The following is a 26,273-nucleotide window of genomic DNA, read 5'->3' on the forward strand; positions in this document are numbered from 1 at the left end:
TAAGGAAGGTCAAGATCATGGGAGAAGATAACCAACGTCCATTTCATCTATCACTAATGAAAGTGAGTGATGTACCGGCTCGAATGAGTGAAGATTTAACACTGTTTCTTATGCTGAGCGGAAGTATGACAGTAACCACCGGAGAAAAGGAATATAGACTAGAGTCAGATGATCTATTAGTGATCAATCCGCTGCATCAGTATCAGGTGAAGAGCTCTGACAAAAACCTCCTGCTATATTTACGTATTTCTAGAAAACCACTGACTACTAATTTTAAAGAAAATTGGCTGCCATATATCGATTGTTCAAGCTCAGAAGACAAAAGTAAGGAGGAGTTTAATAAGCTACGGGCCTTGCTGGCTCATTTGATGGCTGCCTATTTTAAGAAAAGCGGCGAAAATGAGCTTGAAGTGTATCAGCATCTATTCAGCGTATTAAATTATTTGGTGAAGACGTTTAAAAATGATCGAAATCTACTTCCTCAGCTTAAGCAAGAGACAACTGATGACAGAATAAATGAAGTGCTGGAACAAATTCAAAAAGAATATGATCAGCCGATTTCTCTAGAGTCACTTGCTGAAAACAGTGGAATGTCTTATTATCACTTGTCTCGTTTGTTCAAAAAGCAGGTAGGAATGACCTTTACAGATTATTTGAATCAAATTCGCTTGATGCATGCGACGGAGGCCTTAGTCTCAACAAAAAACTCGGTGATCAAAATTGCTATGGATAGCGGCTTTTCAAATCCTAAACACTTTCATCAAGTGTTTAAAAAACAACATGGAGTAACGCCGGCAAGCTACCGAAAAAAATATTCTTTAGCAAAAACTCAAGAGGATCAAACCATAGAATCAGAAGATTACCAAGAAATCACTGGTGCTGCGGCATTGCAGGAGTTGGCAAAATACCTAGTCGAAAAAGATATCGAAGATGAAAATGCGACAATCGAACAAAAACTGGAATTGACGGTGACAGATACGCCGGAATCAGCCTATCAAGCTAGTAAAAAAATCATCAAGATCGGTCCAGCTAGTGAGGGTCTAGCCAGAGGTGTTCAAAGAGAGCTGTGTATTTTACGAGAAGAGTTAGCTTTTGATTTTGTTCAATTTGAAGGCTTTTGTGAAGAAACCAATTTTGAAAATGATGTCCTGTTGGTATCTGAGTATATTTTAAATAACCAGTGGTTTGATTTTTTGATCAAGATTCAGTTGAAGCCAATGATCCAATTATTTTTACCAGAGGATTATACGGATAAAAAAGAGGTTCAGCTCTGGTGTGATAAACAAATCAAAATCATACGGCATTTTTTGAATCGTTATGGTCGTGAAGAAGTGGGGCAATGGTATGTTCAGTGGTCGTTTCCAAAAGACAGTGGTCAGTGGAGTGAAGAGAATCGATGGGGCTATCACTATTTTTACCGCAAATTGAAGCAACTGATTCCCTCAGTCAAGATTGGCTTGATGTCCTTGCGTTCGTTAGCAGAAAAAGAATATCAACAATATCAGACATTTGTTGAGGAGCAGAGTAAGCAGCGTTGTTTACCTGATTTTATTAGCTTTCATGCAGATCCGTATGCAACAGAAGCTATCAAAGACGAGCACGCACTGCATTTTAAAGACTATCAGCAGGAACTGCTTGCACGTGTAAAGTCAGTGGTTTCAACTTATGCACAAGGAAAAAAACAGGAGACATCTGCTTGGGATCCGGAGCTATTTTTAACGGATTGGAATACGCTGGTTGGTGAAGGCAACACCTTTTCAGGAACCTTTTTCCGCTCGGCTCTGATTCTAGAATCGATCCTTGAATTATCTAAAGAAGTAACGGGGATTGCTTTTTGGCTGAATATTAAAGTGAAGGAGCGGCAGACTTATGTACGGGAAGATAGTAGCTTATCTGTCTTTTTTTATGAAGGACTGCGTCGTCCACTGTTCTTTTCACTTCGATTTTTAAATCATTTGAAAGGTGAGATAGTAGCGAGTGGCTCTGGGTACATGCTGACTCAAAATCAGGGACAATATCAATTGTTGCTCTACAATTCTAGCTATTTAGATCCACTTTATTCGGTGGATACCTTTCAAGTGAGATACCAAACGAAAAAGCTGTTGATTCAGTTGGATGGATTGCCGCAGGGGAATTATTTGATCAGAGAATATGTGTTGGACAAAGATCATGGCGGAATTTATAATGACTGGATCAGAATTGGTGGTCAAGCTGAATTAGACAGGGAGCTGCAAAGCTATTTAGAGCAGAAAATTGCCCCAAAGTTTGAATTGAAGAAAGAATCGATTACCAACACTGGCTATCAGTTGGAGGCAACGCTGACGTTGAATGCTTGCCAACTATATTTATTGCAGCCATTGTACTGAGAATAAAGACGAAGAGCAAAAGTAGCATTGCTATTTTTGCTCTTTTTTTATTCTTTACCAAAAAATCAATAATATTGACCTTGTATCGAGCAATTAAAGTAATTTCTATATGCTGAGGCTTTTATATAATGAATGCATAGAAAACGTTTTCTTATATTTTAGTAATGGAGGAAAAAAATGGAAACACAAGTTGAAAAAACAACAAGTAAAAGTGGTGTTGGGCTGATTTTCGCTTTGATGGCGGGTTATTCGATGATTTATATGGATAAGAGTATGATTTCTACTGCTGTCTTACCGATCACCAAGCAGTTTAATTTAGACGCAGGACAAACGGGGATGATCATGTCATTCTTCTTCCTTGGTTATTCGTTGATGCAAATTCCAGGTGGTTGGTTAGCAGATAAAATCGGGGCAAAAAAAGTATTGATGCTGTCACTAGCAATTATTTCAATTTTTTCATTCGCATTCGGTGCAGTCAGTAGTTTGATGTTGTTTATGGTCATCCGCTTTTTTGCGGGGATCGGTCATGGTGGTTATCCACCAAGCTGTTCTAAATCGATTGCTGATAATTTTCCGCAGGAGCGTAGAACCTTCGTACAGTCTTTGATTCTTTCTACGTCTGGGATCGGCGGGATTTTAGCCTTTACTTTAGGAACAAACTTGATCAATGCTAATTGGCGTTACGGATATTTGGCGTTAGGTACATTGTTCGCTGTCGCTTTAGTTTTAGTAGGACTTTTTGTACCTAATCAAGTAGCCAGTGCAAAAACTGGGGCAAAGGATAAACCGGCAATTACATTTAGTCAGGTGATCACTAACAGAAATGTTTTGGTTTTATTTGTAGCGATGCTCTTGCTGAATTTCCTGCTTTATGGAAACATGTCTTGGCTGCCAAGCTATTTAGCACAGAAATTTGCGATCGATATTAAAACGATCGGTTATTTACTAGCAGTGAATGCCGTATTCCAAACAGCAGCAACAATGTTTGCTGGGGCTCTTTTATCAAAACTTTTCTTAGGAAAAGAACGGATCTTCATCATTAGCGCTACTGTTTTAGCTGCGATTTTAGTTGCTGCTTTTGTTGCTTCGAATAATCTAGTCTTATCCATGATTTGTTTGATCGCAGTCAGCATGGTTTCGGTCAGCGCTTTTACAGCGATCTTTACATGGCCGCACAAAATCATGGATCAGTCGATCATTGGTTCTTCTATCGGGATCATCAATACCGGAGGAACACTAGGCGGCTTTTTGGCACCAATGATCTTAGGTCAATTGATCAAAGCTGCAGGCGGTTCGTTTACATTAGCTTTCGGCTTTATGGCAGCAGCTAGCTTACTTTGCGGACTTTGCGTACTAGGAGTGAAAAAAGAAGCATAATGTCAGAGAGAAAATTTAAATATAAAAGTGCCTTTGATATCATAGGTCCGATCATGGTTGGACCTTCTAGTTCACATACAGCAGGAGCAGTCAGGATCGGTAATATGGCAAGGGAACTTTATAAGCATACGCCTCAAAAATTGATCGTGACGTTTTTTGGATCTTTTGCAGAAACCTATAAAGGACATGGAACGGCAGTTGCGATCGTCGCTGGTGTTCTTGGGTTTGAAACACATGATGAACGGATTCCAGACGCGATCGAGATCGCGGAAGAACAGGGAGTAAAAATTGAATTCCTTGTCAGTACGAAAGAAACGGAACATTCAAATACTGTCAATTTAGAATTGATCGATGAGCAGGAGAAGTTAAATTTAACAGCCATTTCGATTGGCGGCGGCAGCATTCAATTGACAGAAATCAATCACCATTCCACCATTTTGAACCAAGAACAGGGGAACGGATTGGTTCTTACTGCGGATCAACCAAACACAGCAATTCCTTGTGTTGAAAATGCTTTGGAAAGCCCTGAATTTGTAAAAGTTCAGCAGTTGAATCAAGAGACCGTCTTTTTTGTAGAAACGGTCAGTGACATTAGTCAAAAATTAGTAGCAAAAATCAAAGAAATACCGGGCATCACAGCAGTAATGCCGACGACCGGCTAAATTAGAGGACGTGAATTTTTTGTTTGGATCGATTGAAGAATTAGTACAACTAGCAAAAAAAAATCAGTGTAAGATCGCAGAAATCATGATCGCACAGGAGATCAGAACCTCCGGACGCAGCCGGACAGAGATCATGAATCAGATGACTTTGAATTTGGAAACGATGGAAGCAGCTGCGGCTAAAGGGATTCAAGGGGTACGCTCTCATTCAGGTTTAACTGGTTATGATGCAAAAAGACTACAAGTCTATTTAGATAGCAAAACAGTATTGACAGATACTACCTTTGTTAAAGCGCTGTGTTATGCAGTGGCAACGAATGAAGTCAATGCAGCAATGGGGATGATCTGTGCAACGCCGACAGCTGGTTCTGCAGGGGTCGTTCCTGGTGTGCTGTTAGCTTTTAGAGAAAAACTGCAGGCGAGTCAAGAAACTCAACTGGAATTTTTATTCACTGCAGCAGCGTTTGGTTTCGTTACAGCCAATAACGCCATGATTTCAGGAGCTGAAGGCGGCTGTCAGGCAGAAATCGGTTCGGCTTCAGGAATGGCAGCGGCAGCCTTAGTTGAAATGGCAGGAGGTACGCCGGAACAAGCAAGCCATGCCTTTGCGATCGCGTTGAATAATCTGATCGGTTTAGCCTGTGATCCTGTTGCAGGACTGGTGGAAATTCCATGTATCAAACGAAATGCAGGAGGCACTTCGAATGCAATCAGTGCGGCGGAGATGGCGCTAGCCGGCGTTGAAAGCGAGATTCCGGCAGATGAAGTTGTAGAAACTATGTATCGTGTGGGCCGCAGTATGCCGGCAGATATTCGGGAGACTGGGATCGGCGGATTAGCTGGGACCAAAACGGGTAAGCGAATCGCAAAAGAGTTATTTGGGATTGAACGTTAAAGGAGTTTTTGTTAGGGTAAAAGAAATGTTGATTTAAAAAAAGAAAGGAAGAATATGATGGATGCAAAACAAAAAATCACAGAACTGATCGATGCGAAAAAAGAACAATTTACCGCTGCAGCGGATCAAATTTGGGGAACACCGGAAACAAGATTTGCGACGGCTGAATCAGTGAAACCATTTTTAGAAATTTTAGAAAAAGAAGGATTTGCAGTTGAAACAGGCCTTGCGAATATGGAGCACTCGTTTGTCGCGACTTATGGCAGCGGAAATCCTGTTATCGGTATTTTAGCGGAATATGATGCTTTAGGAAATTTGAGTCAGGTTGCAGATCTTGGCGAACAAAAAGCCGAACATGAGGGCGGTAATGGTCATGGCTGTGGACATAATTTATTGGGAACCGGCGCTTTGGCAGGAGCGGTCGGTATCAAGGATTTGATGGAGCAGGAAGAATTAACTGGAACGATCAAATTATTTGGGTGTCCAGCAGAAGAAAGTGGTTACGGAAAAGCATTCATGGCTAGAGACGGTGTGTTTGATTGTTTAGATGTTGCATTGGCTTGGCATCCGATGGATACAAGTATGGCTTGGGGGTTGAGCAGCTTAGCAGTCTATCAAATTTATTATAATTTTAAAGGAAGATCGGCACATGCGGCTGCAGCACCAGAACAAGGACGCAGTGCATTAGATGCTGCAGAATTGATGAATATCGGCGTCCAATTTTTACGTGAGCATATCATTGATGAAGGGCGTGTCCATTATGCATTCATGGATGCTGGCGGTGAATCAGCAAATGTAGTTCAACCAACAGCAAGCCTCTATTATTTTATCCGCGCACCAAAATTGGATCAGGCTGAAGCGATTTATAAACGTGTCAATAAAATCGCAGAAGGTGCAGCATTGATGACAGAAACAGAACTAGAAATCGTTTTTGATTCTGCCTGCGCCAACTACTTGCCAAACCAAGCAATGACAACGGCAATGTATGAAAATCTAAAAGAATTCGGCGATCTGAACTTAACGAAAGAAGATCAAGAATATAGCCAAAGATATTATGATAGCCTAGACGATGCTACTAAAGCTGGGTTGATCACACGAGCTCGTCAAATGAATCCAACAGCAAGCGAAGAAGAAATCCAACGCTTAGGCACACTACCAGTCTTAGACCAAATTGGACCATTGGCCTTTTCAAATGCAACATCAGGCTCGACAGATGTTGGGGATGTCAGCTGGGTTTGTCCAACAGCACAAGTCTTGATCGGCTGTGAGCCGCAAGGAACACCGCCTCATTCATGGCAATGGGTCGCAAATGGAAAGTCGTCTGTAGCTCATAAAGGGTTGTTAGCCGCTGGTAAAACGATCGCTACAACAGCATACGATTTATTGACGAATCCTGAATTAGTTGAAAAAGCAAAAGCAGAACATCAAGTAACGGTTGGTGGTCAAAAGTATCAATCAGCTATACCGGCAGATGTAATGCCAAAATAAAATATTAAAACAAAGCAAGAGATAAGCATACACGCGTCTTATTTCTTGCTTTTTTATGCTTCTAACTCATATTAGCTAAAATTAAGATTGCTTGAATGTTAGAAATTTGCTACGATTAACTTGGATTAAATAATGAGAATTTAAGGAGGAGTAAGGTGATCAATAAAAAATGTTTGATGTTGGGATTGTTGTTTTGCACCGTGTCATTGTCGTTTGCAGGTCGTTCATTCGCAGAAGAAGCTAGTTCTTCTACAGAAACGCTGATGACAACAAGTTCTGAAAGTACTGTACAAACAGAGAAACAAGCTAAAGTGTTGGACATTACACCAGAATATACTGTCTCAACCATCAAAACAACTGTCGGTGAAAAAGGAAGTATTGAAGTGAAACCAGTAGAAGGGATCAAAGATCTCAAAGGAACCTTTAAAGTCACAGTAGCAGATCCTAGCGTTCTTTCTATCAATGAAAAAGGAATTTGGCAAGGACTGAAAGCTGGTACTACTAAAGCCACAATCGACTTTGAATGGTCCAAGGATTCCTTGAAGAAGATTCAGGAGAAATTTCCAGAGCATGAGTTAGCTCAAAAATCAATTGCTAAGGAAGTACCTATAACAGTAGCAGAAGAAAAGATAGTAGGAATAACGCCTAAATATAATGTAAGTGCAATCAAAGCTAAAATTGGAGACACAGGACAATTTACAGTAGAACCAATGGGCGGTGTCAGTGACCTTAAAGGGACGTTTACAGCATACATCAAGGATGAGCACAAAGATATTATTTCTGTAGATGCAAACGGAAAATGGACAGCATTAAAAGCTGGAACAACAGAATTTGTTTTAGACTATAAACTTTCCGATGAATCATACAAGGCGATCCAAGATAAAAATCCTGGAAGTATATTACGAGCCAATTCGATTGCTACAGTAATCAAAGCGGAAGTAACACCTATGGGTACAATGAATATTACACCGATGCTTGATCTTGCTTCTATCGAAGGCAAAGTCGGAGATACAGGACAGCTAAAAGTCAAACCAATCGAAGGCATGGAAAATCCGATAGGTTCGTTTACATTCTCAATCAAAGATCCGTCGATCATAGAAATCGATAAAGACGGCAATTGGAAAGCACTAAAAACTGGAACAACGGAATTTACTTATACGTATACTTGGGCAGAGGAAACGATGAAGCAGCTGTCAGAAAAATATCCAGGCTATGAGTTTGCCATCCAAGAACTTGCTCAGGTAGTCAAGGTTACGATTACTGATGGGACAATCAGCTCTACGAAGCCAGCTGGAACGACAAAACCTACAGGCAAGCAATTGCCGGCAACGAATGAAACAAGCCAACAAAGTTGGATTTTAGCAGTAGGGCTGATGTTACTGATTCTAACATTAGCTGGCTGGTCTAAGAAATCTCTTACAAATCAATAAAATCAGATAGCAAAGAGCTTGCATTTATTGATATGCAGGCTTTTTGCTGTAATCATCTCAAGTTTTGGGTGCAGAAGACATAGCCTTGAGCGGCTTGATTTTACATTGCGTTATTTCTCAGTTTAGTATATCGTATCTATATCAAGTCAACGCAAGGAGTGAATACATGGAACCGATGGAACGTCCTGATGAACGAAAAGCACTAGATATTCTTCAAAAAGCAGAGCCAGACAAGTATCGTGATGCACGTCTGTTGGATAAGCCTGATATTCAAAATCCAGCAAAAAATATCGGTATCGAAGTGACACAATCGTTAAAAGAGAGCGTCTTAAAAGTATTGCAGCTAGATGATATCAGTGTTCACGATGATCGACAAATTTTAGAAGTGATCAAGAAAAAATACGGAACAGGTATTTTACGTGTAGAATTGCCACTGCCGGAAAATAATCAGAAAAAAGTTGGTATTTCGATCGCAAACTGGCATTCCTTGTTTAATTTGATTGAAGCCTATGATAATAAAGTGAAAAAGCTGCAAAGCGGTAATTATACGATTTATAAGGAGAATAATCTTTTTATTTTTGTCTTTGGCAATGATGAGCAAAGTATTGAGCAATTGGCGACACATATCTATCGGAAACGAAAAAAAAGACAATACGATTATGTGTATGTTTATAGTCAGCCAATGCTATATATGATCGATCATCAAAAAAAAGTGATCCAAAAACAGCGAATCGTCTGAATAACAGACAGATTTTACTGTATTGGCTCACTTTTTTTATTATGAAAGACAGTGATAGAAGGACCTAGTTCAGCAAAATCTTCTTTTTGAATCGTTGAAAATAATGTTTCCCAGAGCTCATTTTCTTGATAATAAGAAGTGACCATTTGCCGATAAGACAGTCAGTTTTTGGATACATAAATTTTGTTTCGATCGGTAAATTGATGGCATCGTTCGAACGTGTTGTCCTTTTTTTCCACCATATGAAACCTATGGAAATTATACATTGATCGAGCAAAGGCAGTTACTGAAAAACAGCGTAGATGAACTATGCACTAGGTTAGAAATACTCTCGAACGAAGAATTATTTGAACCAAGGCAGAGAAAGTGGAAAAAGCTAGCAGTGCTTAAATAGTGAACCAAAACAGAGCAGAGACCGTTTTTTTAGGTATCTGCTCTGTTTGAATGATTCTATTCGTTCAATCAATTTGATTCTATTATAGTCAGATTTGACGTGTCGTACATCACACGAGCATGATTATTCTTGATCAACCTTTTCTCCAATACATTTCCAGTACGTTTATCAATGCATTTTCTGAAAATTTGCCCATTTCGGAAAACGTCTCCATTTTCTCTTGAAAAGTATTCATTTTCAGCATGTATATGATAACTATATGCTTGTTCATTATCTGAGCGAAGCTCGCCGTTAAGGTGAGTATCACTAAGAGAAATCACGAGCTGATAAGTATTTTCAGTGTTATTTTTAAAACGGTAATCTAGATAATTATAAACGATCGATGTTCCTGTTCCAAAAGGGATTTTACGACCGTAATCTGGAAAAAGGTCCAGTCCATCGTGATGATGGTGCTCCGTGATTTCAAGTGGTGAATGAAGTACGATCCAATGGATCAAATTTGTAAATTGACAAAGACCGCCGCCAAGACCAGGACGAACGGTATCGTTAAAAATGGTCACACCATTTTTATATCCCTTACTTTCTGAGCATTTACCAACAAGATGCCAAAAAGAGAATGTTTCGTTTGGTCTGATCAGAATATTCGATACCTTAGGTGCAGCGATGCGAAGATTGGTAGCTTTATTTTCCTGTAAAGTCAAGTCTGTATTCCCTAACTTTCTACGGATGAGTGAGGTATGTTTGTAAACGGATACAGGTAACAGCGCATGCTGCTTTGTTTGAGCAAGCGGCTCTGCGACAATAAAGTCTTGCAGCTTTCTCTGCAGAATATTCTTTTGGATCGATATCTCGTAAGTCAATGGTGATAGTTCGCTAAACAGTTTCCTTTTCATTTTCATAACTCCAATTCTTTTTTTGTAATAATATCGTAACATAAATGTCTTTGTTTAGAAATGAAAATGAAATGTTTTAGAATATCTTAAGAATTGTGCGATAGGTGTGATGAGAGCGATCCTTCTATCCGAATAACCTTTTTCTCTTTTACCTTCCTCAGTATCTTTGTTTGGCTTATTCATAAGAAAAAGCCTGAGAAATAACGTATATAGCAATTTCTCAAGCATGCATTTATTAGATCAGCCTAGCTTTCTTATCTACTCTAAGTGATTAGAGTATTGTTCTTGTTTTACTTTTATAGTATTGATCAAATTGATTTTATCTACAATTATTTTTATGTCCTTTGTATTAAAGGATGGATTGATATAACTAACAAAAATCTCTGAGTTTTCTATTCCGTGAATCTTAGTTGAAGCGATGATCAGATCGGGTGTAATCTTTTCATTTGGTATTATTGGTGATAAAAAGGATGTCCTGAAAAAGGTGATAAGGTAGAATGTAATTGATTTGAAAGGATCTTTTCCATAACAACGGGTAGATCTGTTTCCATTTTTATCACGATTTCGGGATTAAAGTCAGTTGGGTGTCCAACTAAACAATACAACTCACATAATCTGGGGACCAATAAAGAATGATTAGAAAGATACGATAACTCTACTGATTCGTTTATCTTATTCAATTTTTTTTTCATTTCTTCTTTTAAAAATGGATAAGTATTATAGAGGTAGTTGTTATAATCATAATTAGTGATCGTTGTGTCAAAATTAGGAAAGAGAATGACAGCTAAACAAGTAGACAGGATCAAGCTGGTGATGATATTGAGCGTCTCTGTATCAGTAATTTTTGTTTTTACTGAAAATTGTTCATTGATCAAATTGAATATGTCAAAAGTCACTGTTTGATTGTTCCTGTGAAAATCAAGGGCTTTACTAAGAAAGTTGTTTAATAGGTACATTTGAACACGGGTTTGAGCTACTAATATGAAATAATCTACTTCGGCTTCTGGTATATCAAAAAGCAGATTGAATTCGGAATGCAGTGTTTTAAAATCAACTTGACTAGTGGTAGAGAAGAAAACCTCTCGATTCAAATCTTTTGTAAAAGGAGGCAATTGTTCATAAGATAAGGAATGTCCGGTTTTGATACGGCTGATATTGATAGCAAAGATAAAAGTAAATTGCGAACGTGAGACTTTTTTTATAAGAGTCCAGCTTGGAAATTGCTTTTTTAGAAATTCATCTGCTTCTCTCTCTGAAATAACTGAATCGAAAGGCCAAGTGATTCCTCTAAATAAGCCCCAGAAAAATAGATAAGCAAAATAGCGAATGGAAACTTCCTCGCCAGTTACAGTTACAACTCCTTTTTTTACGACTAATTGAATGTGATAAGGTAAAAAAAAACTGTTTAGGTCAGTGATGATTTTTTTTACTACGGATTCGCTGATAAAATGTTTTTCACAAAAACTTACAATATCAATATTTTTTAGAAAATAAAGGTCAGAAATAAACGAAAAAGGCACCGACAATGTAATGAGCTGGAATGTTAGCGTTCGATACTCTATTTTTGTTCCAACAAACTTATGTCCGGCCCCTTTTTTTGTATCGATCAATCCTTTATGCTCATGATTTTGAGCAGTTTTTTGCAGCAATTTTAGATATTTTAATACCGTTCTTCTGTCTAATTCAGTCCGCTCCATCAACTCTTCTGTTGAACACCAATGCTCTTCAAGATACAAAGTCCGTAATAATGTCAGCATCGTTCTAGTTTCACGGTCAAAAAATTCGTACATCGTACAGATCCCCCTTATAGAAATACATGCATATGTATTATAAGGAAGTTGCTAAAAATAATCTATCGATAGGTCATTTCAAAAAAGAACTTGGGATACGCTCAAATCAACGTGTCCCAAGTTCTTTTTATTTGTCTAAAATATGCTTTTAAACATAGATAAATGTAGAGTGCAGTGATTAAATTGTAGTTTCTATTATATATATATTCTTTAGAGTATAAAATTATTTTTGTAATTTTATATTACAAAAATAAACTAGCGAAAAAGATATAAAAGTGATAAATTATGAGAAACAGTTTCAGCAAAAGCGATTTGCTATCTTCTTATTACTATTACTAATAAGAAGTAGCTTATTTTTTTGGATAAATGTTAGTTCGCATTAATATTATATAAAAAAAATGTGGATGTCAACGACTTTTTTTATTTAATATTAATTTTTGTCTCTAAATATAAAAATTAATAAATTATTTTGACGATTTTAGGCTGTTTGAGTCGAGAATTTGTTAGCCGTCAAAAAAACCGTCAAAAGTGAAAGGACTGATTACGATCGTAAAAAAAGGGGAGAACATTTACAAACGTAAAGATGGGCGTTGGGAAGGTCGTTATGTGAAGCAGCGGACACCTGAGAAAAAAATTATATACGGATATGTATATGGAAAGAAATACACAGATGTTAAAGACAAGCTGACAGTGTTAAAAGCAAAAAGATTACACACTTCCTATGACTTTAGCCACTATCAAGGTACTTACGAGACATGGCTTGGAAACTGGTTATCGATCACGGTCAAACGTAAAGTGAAACCTACGACCTATACGAACTATTTTCGATTGACCAAGCGTTACATCATTCCTCATTTAGGAGAAAAATACATACAAGAAATCAAAGAAGAAAATATTCAATACTTTGTGGATCTCCTGATAATGCAAGGTTTATCTGCTGGAACGATTCGGCTAGTAATGAATCTAGTCAAACAATCCTTTGATGAAGCAATCAAGCAAAAATATCTTATCAACAACCCCAGTAATTTCGTTCAACTACCTAAACAAACCCGACCAGCCGTTCATGCGCTAAGCTTAAAAGAGCAACAAGAGCTCGAGGCTTTAGCCTTCAAAGATCCAGAGTGTTCACCAGTTATTTTAGCCCTTTATTCAGGATTGCGGATCGGAGAAATCAGCGGTCTGCAATGGCAGGATATCGATTTTGAACAAAATTTACTTCGAGTCAATCGCACGATCACTCGTGTCATAGACGAGAATAGCACCAAAGCTAAAACTGAATTGATTGCAGGATCACCTAAAACAGCACAATCCAAACGGATCATTCCTCTTGCTAAAAATTTGAAGAACTACTTATTAGCAAGAAGAGCGCACGCGACTAGCCCTTATATTGTTAGAAGTAAAAACAGCTTCGCAGAACCGAGAGTAATCAATTATCGATTTAAGAAAATGATCGATTCGACCAGCTTTTCAGCTATTCATTTCCATTCACTTCGTCATACCTTTGCTACTCGTTGCTTAGAACAAGGCATGGATATTGCCAGCTTAAGCAGAATCTTGGGGCACCAGTCGATCAAATTGACGTTGGACACATATGCAGACTCGTTATTTGAACAAAGAGAAAAGGAAATGCAAAAAGTAGATAATTTATTATCTCAAAAATAATTCGCACGATTTCAACTAAATAAACTAAGAGATAAAAAAAGGAAAACGATCGAAGTTTTCTTTTTTTTATTTCCATTAGCCGTCAACACTGTAGTCAAAATTTCTGATAGATAGTTATTTATCAATGGATTCTGTGCTTTATACTTATTAGTAATAGTAATACGAAATAAAAAGTTAAAATTCTAATAGTTATATCGCTTATCTTCAAAAAAACAGCACGTATTATTTCTTTTTTATTTTGAATTTTATAAAATGAACCTTTTTAATAATTTTATCAAAAGGTACAAAAATAAGTATAAAGGAATCAAATTAAAGAAACAAATGATTCGACTGACAAGATCAGTGAGATAAGTTAGTTTGACCCTATTTTCAATAGCAGAGGAGGAAGAAAGATGCATCAAATCGGTGTATTAAATCAGACATACTCAGAAGAAGAGATCGAAGAACTTTCCACTAAGTTTCTTGGTGGACTTGACTGTAAGATTTTAAGATTAGATATAAAGAATCTTACACAAGAACTTTCGGACATAGATGTAGTGTTTATGCTCAGTGATTCTTCAACTTTTTCAATGAGTACTACATGCTCAACAATCATTAAAATTCGGGAAATAACGAATGCATACATAGTGATCTACCAAAAAGAAACAGATATGGTCAATCGGCTAGTTTATTTACAATTAGGAGCGAATTTGAATATTGGAGAAGAATCCCAAGCGAAGGAAGTACAGCTGATCATTCAAAATGAAATGAAGTATCGCGCGGATAAATCATCTAGATTGATCGAATTTGAACGACGGACGCCTACGTTTTATAAAGATAGTCCAATGGACAATCGATTAGAGCCGATTTCTGAGCTTGAGCGTAAAGTTAACCTGACTCGTATCGAATATAAGCTACTATCTTTGTTACAAAGTGATATAGGCAAGCCGTTTACCCATCAGGAAATCTACCAATCGATCTGGAAAAAGGCCTACAACGATCAAAAGCCAAGAGTTGCTAATGTCGTTTTCCGTTTAAGAGAAAAGTTAGATAGGAATGGCTATCCGGCAGACAAATACATTCAGACCGCACACGGTATCGGCTACAAAATGCATTTAGACTAAGGTATCTACCTATAGAATCCACATTTATCTGAGTCAATTGAAAGGAGGTGAGACAATGAAAAAAAGAAAAATGTTACTGTTTATCCTTTCAAGTCTGACATTACTGGCTGTTTTGGTGGGGATTCGCCCTGAAAAAGGGTATGCAGCAGATTTGACACCAGAGTATATGGAAAACTATGGCTATACTTCTCTACTGGATACCCCAGATGTGACGATAATCGATCCGTTGAGTCCACTCGAGTTTAGTTATGAGGATTCTTTACAATTGAGGCTCAATCCAGAGACTAGTTATGAAGCTAGTTCAACACTTACTAGCACAAATATAAGTACTGTTGCTACAAATACTGGAGACAGATTGTACTTGAAAGGATATGAAGCTGTTCCTTTTGGTGGGACAGCTAATATAGGTAAAGAATACTGGGTAAAGGTGAAACATGCAGGAACGTATCAAGGAAAGAGCATTGATGTAAAATTTACAATTCTCGGACAGCCTACTCTTTATTCTATAACTAGTTTACAATTTTACGCACCAACTTACAGTGTGTTCGATACCGACTTTCCAGCGGAATCTGCATTTCCATCAACTAAAGGGCGTTCTTTTTTCTTAGGGTTCAAGATGCGCAAATTACGTACAGCTAGTACGTATGACTACGAGTACACTTGGGATTTTACCTACTCAGATACGGGAGAGCCTGCTTTAGTTTCAGGACTATGGATGTACAACCGGATTAATGCAGCAAAAGTAGTCACACCGATAGATGCAACAATGAGTGATTTGTATGTAAGAAATGACTCATCTCTATGGGGAAGATTTGACACTGACAACAATCTTCAAATTTCTGGTACAAGGGATGCTAATGCTCTTGTTGCTGAACCACAAACTTCTTTAGGTCGATTTATCAATAGTAGTAAAATGACTCAAAGCTTTAATACCTCTGAATGGAGGCGTGCAACAGATACGGGTGCTGGTATAAGTGCTGTTGATTTTATATGGCCGCTGGGAGAAAACGACCTAGTACGTTATAAAGCCGGAATTCCATTAGTCATTGGTGAACGAAATGATGCGACCCATACGGAAGCTGATTACACGAAACTAAAATTTAGTGTCGATTCATTAAATGCATTCAATCCAAAAGAATACCGTTCAGATTCTTATGTAATGGAGATAAATGTACCAAAAGGCTATGACATTGAATCGGTAAAACCTGTTTTACACGAAGATGAAACAGTCGACTTGTCTGATTTATTTGAAGCGCCAGTCAAAGTTTCAGATCAAAAATGGCAAATCAAAGCAAAAGACTCAACGAGTGATGAATTTGATGGAAAAAACATTCGCTATCAAGTCGTTGCGAAACCAAACGCTGATTTTGTGTTTAGTGACTATAGTTATGACCCAACAGATGGGTATCTACATCTTGAAATGGGGAAAAACAGTCTCTTATCGGATAGTTTAGGAACATCCACACCAACAGTAACATTAACAACTACTTTCAATGGAAAAACAACGGAAGCTAAATCAGATATTACGGAAGAAAGTATGTCACTGATCAAATACGAAGGGATTCCTGATGCCGATCCTGTACCAGATTTGACCGTCGATCCAAACATCGATATCAAAACAGTCTATCCTGATCCTGCCGATCTAATCAAGAACTTACGAGTAGATACGGATTCAGCATTAGATGAAATCACTTCTATCAAGTATAAAGAAACAGGAGCAATCACATCCGGTTCTAAAACAGGAGACGTAACAGAAGTCATCGTAGTGATCACGACAGCTCAAGGCGTATCAAAAGAAATCAAAGTACCGATCACAGTAGGTGAAACAAATTCAATTCTCACCATTGAGTTCATCGATGAAGATGGTATCGTCAATGAAAGTAAAACCATCACGATCGATACACTTACCGGAACGGTGATTGATTTAACTAAAAATGATGACGTCAAAGCTGTTTTAACTGCATTAGAAAATGATGGCTATAAAATCACCCAACGCCCAGCGAATGAAGGAAATATAACGGTCACTTCTAACATGACTGTTCAGTATCATTATAGCGGTATCGTTTACCTTGCCTCTGCACCGGATATGATCGATTTCGGTACGATTCAATTTACCGCATTGGATGTACATGTAAAAAATCCAACGCTCACGGGGAAAGATTTAACAGTTCGCGACACACGAAGCTCAACTAAAAAATCCTCTTGGGATGTGAAAGCACGTGTGACGAAACCAATGACTCGTGTAGGTGATACGAATATTTTAAAAAATGCGATCCATTATCAATACGGCGACAATGATATTGAGCTGAGCGAAACCAGTGCGGAAACAGTCTTCAAAAAGGATAAGGGCGGAGACTACAACATCAGTCAAGAATGGAATACAGATGGTGATGGGGTCAAACTTGCAGTCACTGGAGCGGATGCACAGAAAACAGGCGAGTATCAAGGAGAAATCACTTGGTCTCTTGAAGCAGGCCCATAACGAAAGGATGGAGTAACTTTGAAAATGAGAAAAAATGTTTTATTCGCAATCTTCTCCGTTCTTTTTGTCGGGGTACTGTTCAGCACTAGTACGGCATTTGCCGAATCGGGTGTCGGCGGACAAGTCATTACAGAAGGTAAAATCACCTTCTATGAAACAGAAACTAGTTCATCAGAGTCGCAGCCTCCGCAGCAAAGCTCTTCTGAACCAGTGACTTCTGAAAAAGCTGTAGCTAAGCCAGTTGGAAAGCTGCCTAGCACAGGTGAGCTCGTTAAAAATTATGGGTTGATCGGCGGCGGATTGCTGCTGTTGATTCTTCTTGTCTTTCTTTATAAGAAACGACAAAAGAAGGAGGCACAGTAATGAATAAAAAGAATAAGCTAAGTTTGATTCTTCTTATGACTTTAAGTAGCCTTGCTGTGTCTGAAATAGCATTTGCCTCAGAAGCAGATGCACTAGATCAGACAGGTAAAGTGACTGTAGAAGGAAGCGGTACGACTAAGCCAGTTGATCCAGAAAACCCAGGAACAGATGTTGATCCAGGAGAAGGGCCTTCTACAGAAGGAACACTGCGGATCGATTATGCGTCATCGCTAGACTTCGGGCGTGCCAAAATTACGGGGAAAAACAGAACGTATAATGCAAGGGCACAATTATTTAAGGATGATACACCAGCACGAGGCAGCTATATCCAAATCACGGATGAACGAGATGATGCTTATGGCTGGACCTTACAAGTGAAACAAACCACTCAATTTACGAATTCAGTGATTCAAGATAAAGAGAATCAACAACTTACAGGAGCAGTCCTCTCTTTGGATAAAGGTTGGGCCAATTCATTTGGCGCAAGTATTGCACCGACCGTGACAAGAGATACGATTGCGATCAATGAAATCGGACAAGCCTATCAAGTTGCCAGAGCAGATGCCGGCGGTGGAACAGGCACATGGACGATAGAATTCGGCTCATCAGGTACTGAAAAAGCGCAAGCAAACACACTCACACCAGAAACCGATGCAGCTGGAAAAGCGCTGATTGATGAAACCTATCAAAAGCAAGCTTACCGAAACTCAGCAATCAGTCTGAGCATACCGGATTCGACGAAAATCTATCCGGTCCAATACCAAACGGAGTTAACTTGGATTTTATCCGAGATACCTCAATAGATGAAAAAAACACAAAAAGAAACTAGGAGGAACAAGAAATGAAATTTACAAGATTATGCGCTGCTTCATTAGTAGCAGTTATCGGGTTATCAACACTAGGGAGCACACAAGCTTTTGCGGCAGACGATGCAACAGAATTAGACTCAACTGGTAAAGTAACAATCACTGAAGGGGAAGTCGGCGGCGGAACAGATACAAAAGACCCGGAAAAACCAACAGAACCTATTACAGATGGTGGTGGTGAAGAAATCACTACTCAACCAAACAAAGGTCCTTACGGCATCCAAGCTGTATCTAACTTAAACTTTGGTACTTTCTCTAGACAATCAGCAACAGTTGAAAAATTTTCACAGCCAGTTAAAATCTACGGAGCTGAAAAAGATGCATTAGGCAATCCAGTTATTACAGATGGAAAACTGACTGCTGATATGAACGACGAACGTTTACGTGGTCAATATGTTCAATGGGCAGACTTGCGTGATGGTGGAAACGGCTACCAAATCCAAGCTAAAATGACAGAACAATTTGCTAACGGTTCAAATAAATTAGTTGGTGCAACGATCGACTATTCAAACGGTATTTTAAATTACAACACTGCACAATTAGGCACTATGCCAAAAATGGGCGCTACAGTATTCCAATTGACTGAAGACCCAGCAGCATCAGCAGTTGTTGTTGCTACAGCAGACGCTGGAGCTGGTAAAGGTGAATACTTTGCAGAATACGGACAAAGTGCTGGTTTTGTTGGTGTTGACGGTATTGAAAATACATTAGATACAACAGGATCATCTGTTAAATTGACTGTTCCAGCAGCGGTAGCAGCTTCTGCACCAACTGGGGATTACGTTGCTAAAGTTACTTGGACAATGGTTGCTCAATAATTATTATTCATTTAGCACTGCAACTTTAGGTTGTCTTTTAGGCAGACCGGATCACTTGCGCCGGTTTGCCTATTTTACATAGGGACTGGATACATGTATCCAGGACCACTTTTTAAATATTATGGAAAGCCAGAGGTATTCTGATGAAACAATTAGCCAAATATATAACAGGGATCATTTTAGGGTTGCTGATCATGCTCAATTTTTCTACAGCGAAAGTCTTTGCAGCAGAAGAAGCAAATGGGGCAGGATTTTCCTATTCCATCAATTATCCAGAAAATCAAATAGAAGAAACAGGTTATTATAAGTTGAAAATGTCTCCAGGACAAGAGCAGACAGTATCGATGACGCTGACGAACCCAAGTGATGAAGATATTAAAGTAGATATCGCGTTAACTGGTGCAAAAACCAATCGTAATGGCGTGATCGAATATAGTCCAGTTGAGATAAAAAATGACGCGTCGCTAAAATTCCCTTTTGAAGATATCGTAACAGGTGAAAAGACGGTTGAAGTGCCAGCTGGTAAAACCATTGATTATGAAATGAAGATCAAAATGCCTGAAACAAGCTTTGATGGTGTGATTTTGGGCGGTATTTATATGATCAAACAAGATTCAGAAAAAGAAAGAAAAGCAAGCGGTTCGATCGTGATCAATAAATATGCCTATGCGATCGCGATGGTTCTTACAGAAACAGACAAAAAACTAGAAAAAGAGTTGAAACTCAATAGTGTCAGTGCAGGACAATCTAATTATCGTAATACGATTTTCGTTAATTTATCTAATGTTGTGGCTGATTATGTGAACGATCTGATGGTTGAAGTACAAGTGACTAAAAAGGGCAGTGAAACTGTTTTATATGAAGCGAAAAAAGAAGAAATGCGTATGGCGCCAAATACGTTTTTAGAATTTCCTGTAAGTATGAACGGGGAAGAGATGATTCCAGGTGAGTATACAGCGAAAATTTTAGCCAGCTCCGAAGGATACAAAAAGGAATGGACGAAAGATTTTAAGATCACAAAAGAAGAAGCTGGGAAATTCAATGAACGAGATGTTGGTTTAGTCCAAGAAAAAGGGATCGACTGGAAAATAATTGCTGCGATCGTGGGCGGCGTATTAGCAGTCATTGTCGTCTTATTCTTACTGATCTATAGCCTACGTAAAAAGAAAAAAAGCTCAAGAAAGAAAAATAAAAAGGTCAACAAAAAAAGCAAGCAGTAATCAGATAAATAAAAAACATAGACAGGTAGAATAGAGGGGATCATGTGACAATCCTAGAATGGATATTTATAGGCGGGATAGCCACTACGATTTTATTAATTATTTTTGCTATCTATTCTCTTTTGCGGATGATTGCCTATTCACAAAACTTAAAAAAACTTCCTAGTAAAAAGATCAAGAATCCCAAAAAGCGTAAAAAATTCGCGATAAGAAGACGTAGATTACAAAAAGCTAGAAAAGGCGCTTTGATACGATTTATTGCCCTAGTCATAATGAGCGGAATCATGGCAGGCGGCTCTTTTTATGTGAAGTACTATCAATCGATGAATCTTACAGGAACTGATTCTGACTCGATCGTTAAAGCATATTATCTTCTACGAGATTTTAATGATCAAGTAGAATTAGCAAAAACTCAAGGAGATGATCAGGACAAGATCAATCAGAATATCCAATATTTGTCTAGATCCATGGCAAGTTATGGCACAAAAAAAGCAAGTGAAGTGAATACAAAAGAAGGACAGCTTGCGCTAAACCGCTACTATAAAGCAATCATGGAACTTGGACAAAACGCCAATATGAAATACAAAAATTTCTTTGAAGATCCTGCACTATCAGAAGAGTATATTGCAAGCATCAAGAAAATTGAACAAAATTATGAACAACCTGTATTTAAATATTATAAAGTTGATGAAGCTACGTTGAAAGAAGAAAAATAATGGGTTGATTGAAGATGAAGAAAAAGAGGAAGAAGCGGAACAAAACGTCGATAATCACAAGCTTAAGTACTTCGTTTCCATGGGGAAAGTCGAAGAAAAGAAAGAAACACCGTTCAAAATCAAAAAAAACAATGAAGACACATTCAACTAAACCCACTAAAAAACGTTTGCTGGAAGAAAAAAAGAAAAAGAGACAACGGAAAAAAAGATTGCAGTTGCTTCAAGATCTTTTATTGGCAATTGCTGGTGCAAGTGTGCTGATTCCTTTAGGTGTCTCTTTTTTTATCCAATTTTCAACGATCACAGGCTATGGCATGTCCCCAACTCTGCGTAATGATGACGTTGTGATCGTCAACAAGACCAAAGAGCTCAAACGGTTTGATCTAGTTCTTTTTAAAAAAGGAAATACAACGCAGATTCGTAGAGTGATCGGACTTCCAGGTGAGATAATAGAATATAGGGAGGATCATCTCTATGTAGATGGGCAAAAGATAGATGAAAAGTTCATTGTCGATGAGGTCAATGAAAGTCAACGAAACGGGATGAATTTCACCGAAGATTTTACGATTGCTGATATGATCTCTCAGCAAATGATTCCGAAAGGAAAATATCTTTTGCTGGGAGATAATCGTTCCTATGCTACAGATAGCCGTCACTATGGATTAGTGGATGTTCAGATGATCGTTGGCGTAGTGAAAATGAAAGTCCTGCCATTGGAAGATTTTCAAGTTTATTGATCGCTCACGTTTTTTAGTGTGATAATGCCATTGAAATTGATAAGATAAGAAGTTATTGTTACACTAAAGAATAGAATCTTATTTGTATGACAGACTTCTGAAGGAGCATGTATCATGATAGAAATCAAGAAAATCGGAACAGGTGACTTAGAACAATTAAAGCAAATCAGTATCCAAACATTTTCAGATACATTTGCGAAAGACAATGACCCTCATGATCTGAATGAATACCTGATAAATGCGTATTCTAATGAAAAATTATCCAAAGAATTAGCAGCGAAAGAATCAGAATTTTATTTTATATACACCAATGATCGATTGGCAGGTTATTTAAAACTGAATGTAGGTGAGGCACAAACAGAGCCGATCGCTGATAATGGAATGGAAATCGAGCGTATCTATGTCGATGTTCAGTTTAAGCGACTTGGATTAGGAAAAAGGCTATATGAAAAAGCTATTTCTAGAGCGAAAGAGTTGAAAAAAGAGGTTCTTTGGCTAGGTGTATGGGAGAAGAACGTTCCAGCACTTGCATTTTATGAAAAAATGGGTTTTGTACAAGCTGGGCAGCATTCTTTCTTTATGGGCACAGATGAACAGATCGATTTGATCATGAAAAAGAACCTCTAAGTCGTTCTGTAGAGAAAACAGAATGAATCAGAGTCAAGAGATGGATAAAATAAAACCAGTTGAAGCGCGTAGCATCAACTGGTTTTATTTTGACTTTAATGAATACTTAACGCTCGATAAGTTGTTCAACACTTAATTCAGTCATCGAAGCAACTTGTAAATCTGCACCGGCTAGCGTTTCTGTTGCTGAAATTCCTACAGCATACATGCCAGCAGCTTTGATTCCTTCGATTCCCGCTTGTGCATCTTCAAAACCAATTGCATCTTCAGGTGCAACGGTGATACTTTGTGCGGCTTTTACGAATATCTCTGGATCAGGTTTCCCATTTTTTAACGATTCAGGATCGACGATATGACCAAAAAAGTCTAGGACCCCCAGTTTTTCTAAAATCATGGGCGCGTTTTTTGAAGCTGAAGCGATCGCACAAGGGATATGGTGAGCTTTGGCATCCATCAGAAAATCATGGACGCCGGGCAAAAGATCAGCAGCAGACAGATCAGCCAATAATTTTACATACTCATCGTTTTTCTGTTTAGCTAAAGCTTCTTTTTCTGCTGGAGAATAGTCATTTTCTTTTTGACCATAAGCCAGGATCTTATCTAAAGAATCCATTCGGCTGATGCCTTTTAAAGATTCATTGAATACTTCGTCGATCGTAATGCCTAAACTTTCAGCTAATTCTTTCCACGCGATATAGTGGAATTTGGCGGTATCAGTGATGACGCCATCTAAATCAAAAACAAATCCTTTTTTCATGAACATTCTCCAGTCATATTGATTAATAGTTGATCGTTTGAGTTTCTGTTCCGTGTAACGGATAGGGTTGGTCATTTATTGTCAGTACAGTATCTTTAGACGCTGTGACTTGAATGGCTGTTTTATTCACAGTCAATTGATAATTGATGCCTTTGCGGGACAGATTAAAGGTCATCTCTGTCCAGTGCTCAGGCAGATTTGGTTTGATGGAAAGCTGTTCTTTTTTGAGATCGATTCCAGCGTACGTAGTCAATGTGACATAGATCGTTGCAGCCATCACACCAGTATGAATACCCTCAGCAGTTGTTCCGCCTTGAATATCTTGATAATCCGAGTATAAGGCTTCTTGATATAGTTTCCATGAAAGATCATGGAACTTGACCTCTTCTGCGAGCTGGGCATGTACGATTCTTGAAAGAGTAGAACCATGAGATGTTCTGTTTAAATAGTATAAAAGATTTTTCTCTAGATAATCGGCAGGAAGCTCATAGCCTAATTCATCTAAGATTTCATCGATTTTTTCCTTATTTAGATTGTAAAACAGCATCAACGTATCCGCTTGTTTCGCAACTTTATAATCATCCGGTGACTGTCCTTCTGCTTTTAGAATACGATCCATTCGGTAAATATTGCCGTAAGTTGCTTTTGCTTGTTCCCAATCGATTTCTTTTAAATCAAAATAGCCTTCATATTGCGCGATGATCCCATCTTCATTTATTTCGATCCCCAAGTGTTTACGGATATCTTTCATTTTTTCTAGATTTTCTTGTGTGATTCCTGTTTTATTAAATAATTTCGCTTGTTCTTGCGTATTTAATAATGAAAGAATCGTTTCGATCTCTTCAAATAACCAGACAACCATCAAATTGGTGTAAGCATTGTTTTTTAGGCCGCTTTCAGTACTGTCAGGATAGGCTTCATGAAATTCATCAGGACCCATGACTTTATCGATGAAATAACGCCCTGTTTCTTTATCGAATGTCGCTGCACTGCGCCAGAAATTCGCAATTTCCAGTAACATTTCTGCACCATATTCCTTGATAAATCGATCATCACCTGTGTTATTCCAATAGATCCAGACATTATAAGCAATCGCTAGTGACACATGTCGCTGCAAAATACTATGATCTTCACCCCATTCCCCGTTTAGAGGATTCAAATGAAGCTTTTGTGTATCTTCACTACCGTCAAGTCCAGACTGCCAAGGGAACATAGCGCCTTCATAATTACTTTCGATCGCATTTTCTTTTGCCTTCCCTAAGCGATTATACCGATACATCAACAACTGTTTCGCTGTTTGTGGGAAATGAAGAATATAAAACGGCAAAATAAAAATTTCATCCCAGAAGATATGACCACGGTATGCTTCACCATGCAAGCCGCGGGCGGTTACTGAGACATCCAGTTCATTGTTACTAAAAGGAGAAGCAGAAACCAGAAGATGATAGGTATGGATCCTTAGTAATTTTTGCGACATTAAATCGCCAGATACTTGAATATCAGATTTTTCCCAGAGTGATTCCCAAGCTTTTGTACTTTCTGCAAATTCAATATCAAAGGAAGTTGTCAATGAACTTGGTCGTTTGAAGCTTTTTTCAGCGATCGATGTAGTTACTTGAACATGCTTTTCAAGGGTATATTGCACATCTTGTTCAGCATAAAAAGTCATTGTTTGTTCGATCGTTTCTTCGTTCACTGTATTTGTAACTTCGTTGGCGGCAAAGAAATCACCCATGATAGCAGAAATTTGCCGAACATCGATTTTAGATTGATTCGTTTGGACCGTGATACTTGTTTTGTTCTGATCAGCAGCTAATTCAGTGATGTGAAAATGTTTTGCTGTTAAATTACGATAGCGCTCAACGTTAAAATTATAGACAGAACCATCAGTCATTGTTTTAACAGTGATCTTCTTAGAGAAATTGATCGGTTTGATCATGTACTTGATACTATAATTGTTCATTTTTGCCATATTGACGATCTTCAAAGCTGTAATTTCTAGCTGATGCTGCTGTGAATCTTCCATAAACATATGAGCAGTGAACAACCCATTTTTTAAGTTTAAGTTTCTATGCAGAGCGTTTAGTTTTGAATGTTCTAAAGTTAGCCACTCGTTTGAACCTTCAACCTGAACACTGATATACTGATTATTTGGTGTGTTGACAAAGTCTTCATTTTCAACGATTTGACCTGCAACTTCTGATTTTTCTTCATTATAAAGTCCAGCAATATAAGTTGCAGGATAGTGGTCTTTTGACAAGTTCATTTCTGGAGTTGTTCCGCGTAAACCCATAAAACCATTTCCGATCGTCAATAAAGATTCTACAGAATACTCTTCTTTACCTGGAGTATAACCAAAATAATCTAAATTCCAGCATAGCTGTTCTTTTTTTTCTTTGAATGCCTGTTCTAAATCATCTGCTGCAGCTGATTCTTCAGCGGTCAACACAGGGATGTTCAATGTTTCGGATAAAAGTTTGATGATAGCTTCAGCTCCTGCGTTTAAAGGAGAAAGCTGAGGGTGTGCAGCATAAAATTCCGCAGACAATCCATCACAAACAGCACCAATGATCGTTGGGTATTTTTCTTTGATCTGCAGTGCTAGCGACTCAAATGATTGAGGAAAGGTCATTGATGTAAGTGGCAGTGTGTGCTCCGATATAAGCTGGTCCATTTGTTTTTCCTGAACGGTCAAGTTGCTTTTAGTGAAGGTGAAAAGTAGAAAGTTCATAGTTGTCGCTCCTTAAAGAGTTTTCTTAACTTGTATAGACATGTTAGTGTTGTGTTCATTATAGTATGAAACGCTTGTAAATACAAGTGTGATAATAGAAAAGAATTGCCTAAAATAAAAGGCTTAGTTACGGCAGATGCTATTTTTTTAAGGTGGA

General features: G+C 38.2%; 23 protein-coding genes. 19 read left to right on the forward strand and 4 right to left on the reverse strand.

Going from position 1 to position 26,273, the window contains the following annotated elements; genetic code table 11:
• Positions 1–17: 17 nt before the first annotated feature.
• From H3T55_RS15300 to H3T55_RS15335, 8 genes are all read left to right on the forward strand, one after another.
• On the forward strand, positions 18–2,366 hold the full coding sequence (locus H3T55_RS15300; protein WP_225534998.1) for a helix-turn-helix domain-containing protein: 2,349 nt from the start codon (positions 18–20) through the stop codon (positions 2,364–2,366).
• Between the two features lie 177 nt (positions 2,367–2,543).
• Positions 2,544–3,743, forward strand: coding sequence for an MFS transporter (locus H3T55_RS15305; protein WP_225534997.1), 1,200 nt, complete (start codon positions 2,544–2,546; stop codon positions 3,741–3,743).
• Positions 3,743–4,405, forward strand: coding sequence for an L-serine ammonia-lyase, iron-sulfur-dependent subunit beta (gene sdaAB / locus H3T55_RS15310; protein WP_225534996.1), 663 nt, complete (start codon positions 3,743–3,745; stop codon positions 4,403–4,405). The genes H3T55_RS15305 and sdaAB overlap by 1 nt, the downstream gene beginning before the upstream one ends.
• 19 nt (positions 4,406–4,424) lie before the next feature.
• Entirely contained in the window at positions 4,425–5,300 is an 876-nt protein-coding gene (gene sdaAA, locus H3T55_RS15315; RefSeq protein ID WP_225534995.1) for an L-serine ammonia-lyase, iron-sulfur-dependent, subunit alpha, read from the forward strand.
• 57 nt (positions 5,301–5,357) lie between these two features.
• Complete coding sequence (locus H3T55_RS15320; protein WP_087641764.1) at positions 5,358–6,788, forward strand: amidohydrolase; 1,431 nt, start codon at positions 5,358–5,360, stop codon at positions 6,786–6,788.
• A 155-nt stretch (positions 6,789–6,943) separates the two neighbouring features.
• Positions 6,944–8,218 (forward strand): LPXTG cell wall anchor domain-containing protein, encoded by a 1,275-nt coding sequence (locus H3T55_RS15325; protein WP_225534994.1) that lies wholly within the window; start codon positions 6,944–6,946, stop codon positions 8,216–8,218.
• Between the two features lie 166 nt (positions 8,219–8,384).
• Positions 8,385–8,957: a hypothetical protein gene (locus H3T55_RS15330; protein ID WP_225534993.1), complete on the forward strand. Its 573-nt coding sequence runs from the start codon at positions 8,385–8,387 to the stop codon at positions 8,955–8,957.
• Between the two features lie 208 nt (positions 8,958–9,165).
• Positions 9,166–9,351: a ClbS/DfsB family four-helix bundle protein gene (locus H3T55_RS15335; protein ID WP_225535136.1), complete on the forward strand. Its 186-nt coding sequence runs from the start codon at positions 9,166–9,168 to the stop codon at positions 9,349–9,351.
• A 68-nt stretch (positions 9,352–9,419) separates the two neighbouring features.
• Here the strand turns inward: H3T55_RS15335 and H3T55_RS15340 are convergent, their stop codons facing one another.
• Complete coding sequence (locus H3T55_RS15340) at positions 9,420–10,244, reverse strand: VanW family protein (protein WP_225534992.1); 825 nt, start codon at positions 10,242–10,244, stop codon at positions 9,420–9,422.
• A 452-nt stretch (positions 10,245–10,696) separates the two neighbouring features.
• Positions 10,697–12,034, reverse strand: coding sequence for a helix-turn-helix domain-containing protein (locus H3T55_RS15345; protein ID WP_225534991.1), 1,338 nt, complete (start codon positions 12,032–12,034; stop codon positions 10,697–10,699).
• 528 nt (positions 12,035–12,562) lie between these two features.
• On the opposite strand from H3T55_RS15345, the gene H3T55_RS15350 reads away from it, so the two are divergent.
• The 11 genes from H3T55_RS15350 (at position 12,563) to H3T55_RS15400 (ending at position 22,628) form a co-directional block, all read left to right on the forward strand.
• Positions 12,563–13,696, forward strand: a complete 1,134-nt coding sequence (locus tag H3T55_RS15350) for a tyrosine-type recombinase/integrase (RefSeq protein ID WP_225534990.1) — start codon at positions 12,563–12,565, stop codon at positions 13,694–13,696.
• Between the two features lie 392 nt (positions 13,697–14,088).
• Positions 14,089–14,799 carry a winged helix-turn-helix domain-containing protein gene (locus tag H3T55_RS15355; RefSeq protein ID WP_225534989.1) on the forward strand — a complete coding sequence of 237 codons (711 nt, stop codon included), beginning with the start codon at positions 14,089–14,091 and terminating at the stop codon, positions 14,797–14,799.
• Positions 14,800–14,854: 55 nt separating this feature from the next.
• Entirely contained in the window at positions 14,855–17,281 is a 2,427-nt protein-coding gene (locus H3T55_RS15360; protein ID WP_225534988.1) for a hypothetical protein, read from the forward strand.
• Between the two features lie 24 nt (positions 17,282–17,305).
• Positions 17,306–17,644 carry an LPXTG cell wall anchor domain-containing protein gene (locus H3T55_RS15365; protein WP_225534987.1) on the forward strand — a complete coding sequence of 113 codons (339 nt, stop codon included), beginning with the start codon at positions 17,306–17,308 and terminating at the stop codon, positions 17,642–17,644.
• Positions 17,644–18,447: a WxL domain-containing protein gene (locus H3T55_RS15370; protein WP_225534986.1), complete on the forward strand. Its 804-nt coding sequence runs from the start codon at positions 17,644–17,646 to the stop codon at positions 18,445–18,447. Before H3T55_RS15365 ends, H3T55_RS15370 begins: the two co-directional genes overlap by 1 nt.
• Before the next feature lie 38 nt (positions 18,448–18,485).
• Complete coding sequence (locus tag H3T55_RS15375) at positions 18,486–19,328, forward strand: WxL domain-containing protein (protein WP_225534985.1); 843 nt, start codon at positions 18,486–18,488, stop codon at positions 19,326–19,328.
• A gap of 143 nt (positions 19,329–19,471) precedes the next feature.
• Positions 19,472–20,548, forward strand: coding sequence for a DUF916 and DUF3324 domain-containing protein (locus tag H3T55_RS15380; protein WP_225534984.1), 1,077 nt, complete (start codon positions 19,472–19,474; stop codon positions 20,546–20,548).
• Positions 20,549–20,592: 44 nt separating this feature from the next.
• On the forward strand, positions 20,593–21,264 hold the full coding sequence (locus tag H3T55_RS15385; RefSeq protein WP_225534983.1) for a hypothetical protein: 672 nt from the start codon (positions 20,593–20,595) through the stop codon (positions 21,262–21,264).
• Between the two features lie 4 nt (positions 21,265–21,268).
• Complete coding sequence (locus H3T55_RS15390; protein WP_225550237.1) at positions 21,269–21,415, forward strand: hypothetical protein; 147 nt, start codon at positions 21,269–21,271, stop codon at positions 21,413–21,415.
• Positions 21,396–22,001, forward strand: a complete 606-nt coding sequence (gene lepB, locus H3T55_RS15395) for a signal peptidase I (RefSeq protein WP_225550239.1) — start codon at positions 21,396–21,398, stop codon at positions 21,999–22,001. Before H3T55_RS15390 ends, lepB begins: the two co-directional genes overlap by 20 nt.
• 114 nt (positions 22,002–22,115) lie before the next feature.
• Positions 22,116–22,628, forward strand: a complete 513-nt coding sequence (locus H3T55_RS15400; protein ID WP_087641777.1) for a GNAT family N-acetyltransferase — start codon at positions 22,116–22,118, stop codon at positions 22,626–22,628.
• 106 nt (positions 22,629–22,734) lie between these two features.
• Here the strand turns inward: H3T55_RS15400 and pgmB are convergent, their stop codons facing one another.
• Both pgmB and H3T55_RS15410 read right to left on the reverse strand, forming a co-directional pair.
• Positions 22,735–23,385, reverse strand: coding sequence for a beta-phosphoglucomutase (gene pgmB / locus H3T55_RS15405; RefSeq protein ID WP_225534981.1), 651 nt, complete (start codon positions 23,383–23,385; stop codon positions 22,735–22,737).
• A gap of 22 nt (positions 23,386–23,407) precedes the next feature.
• A complete protein-coding gene (locus tag H3T55_RS15410) occupies positions 23,408–26,116 on the reverse strand; it encodes a glycoside hydrolase family 65 protein (RefSeq protein WP_225534980.1) in 2,709 nt (902 codons plus the stop codon).
• Between the last annotated feature and the right edge of the window lie 157 nt (positions 26,117–26,273).

This window comes from Enterococcus sp. S22(2020) (genome assembly GCF_020295385.1).
In the GTDB taxonomy this organism is placed as follows: Bacteria; Bacillota; Bacilli; order Lactobacillales; family Enterococcaceae; genus Enterococcus_L; species Enterococcus_L dunnyi.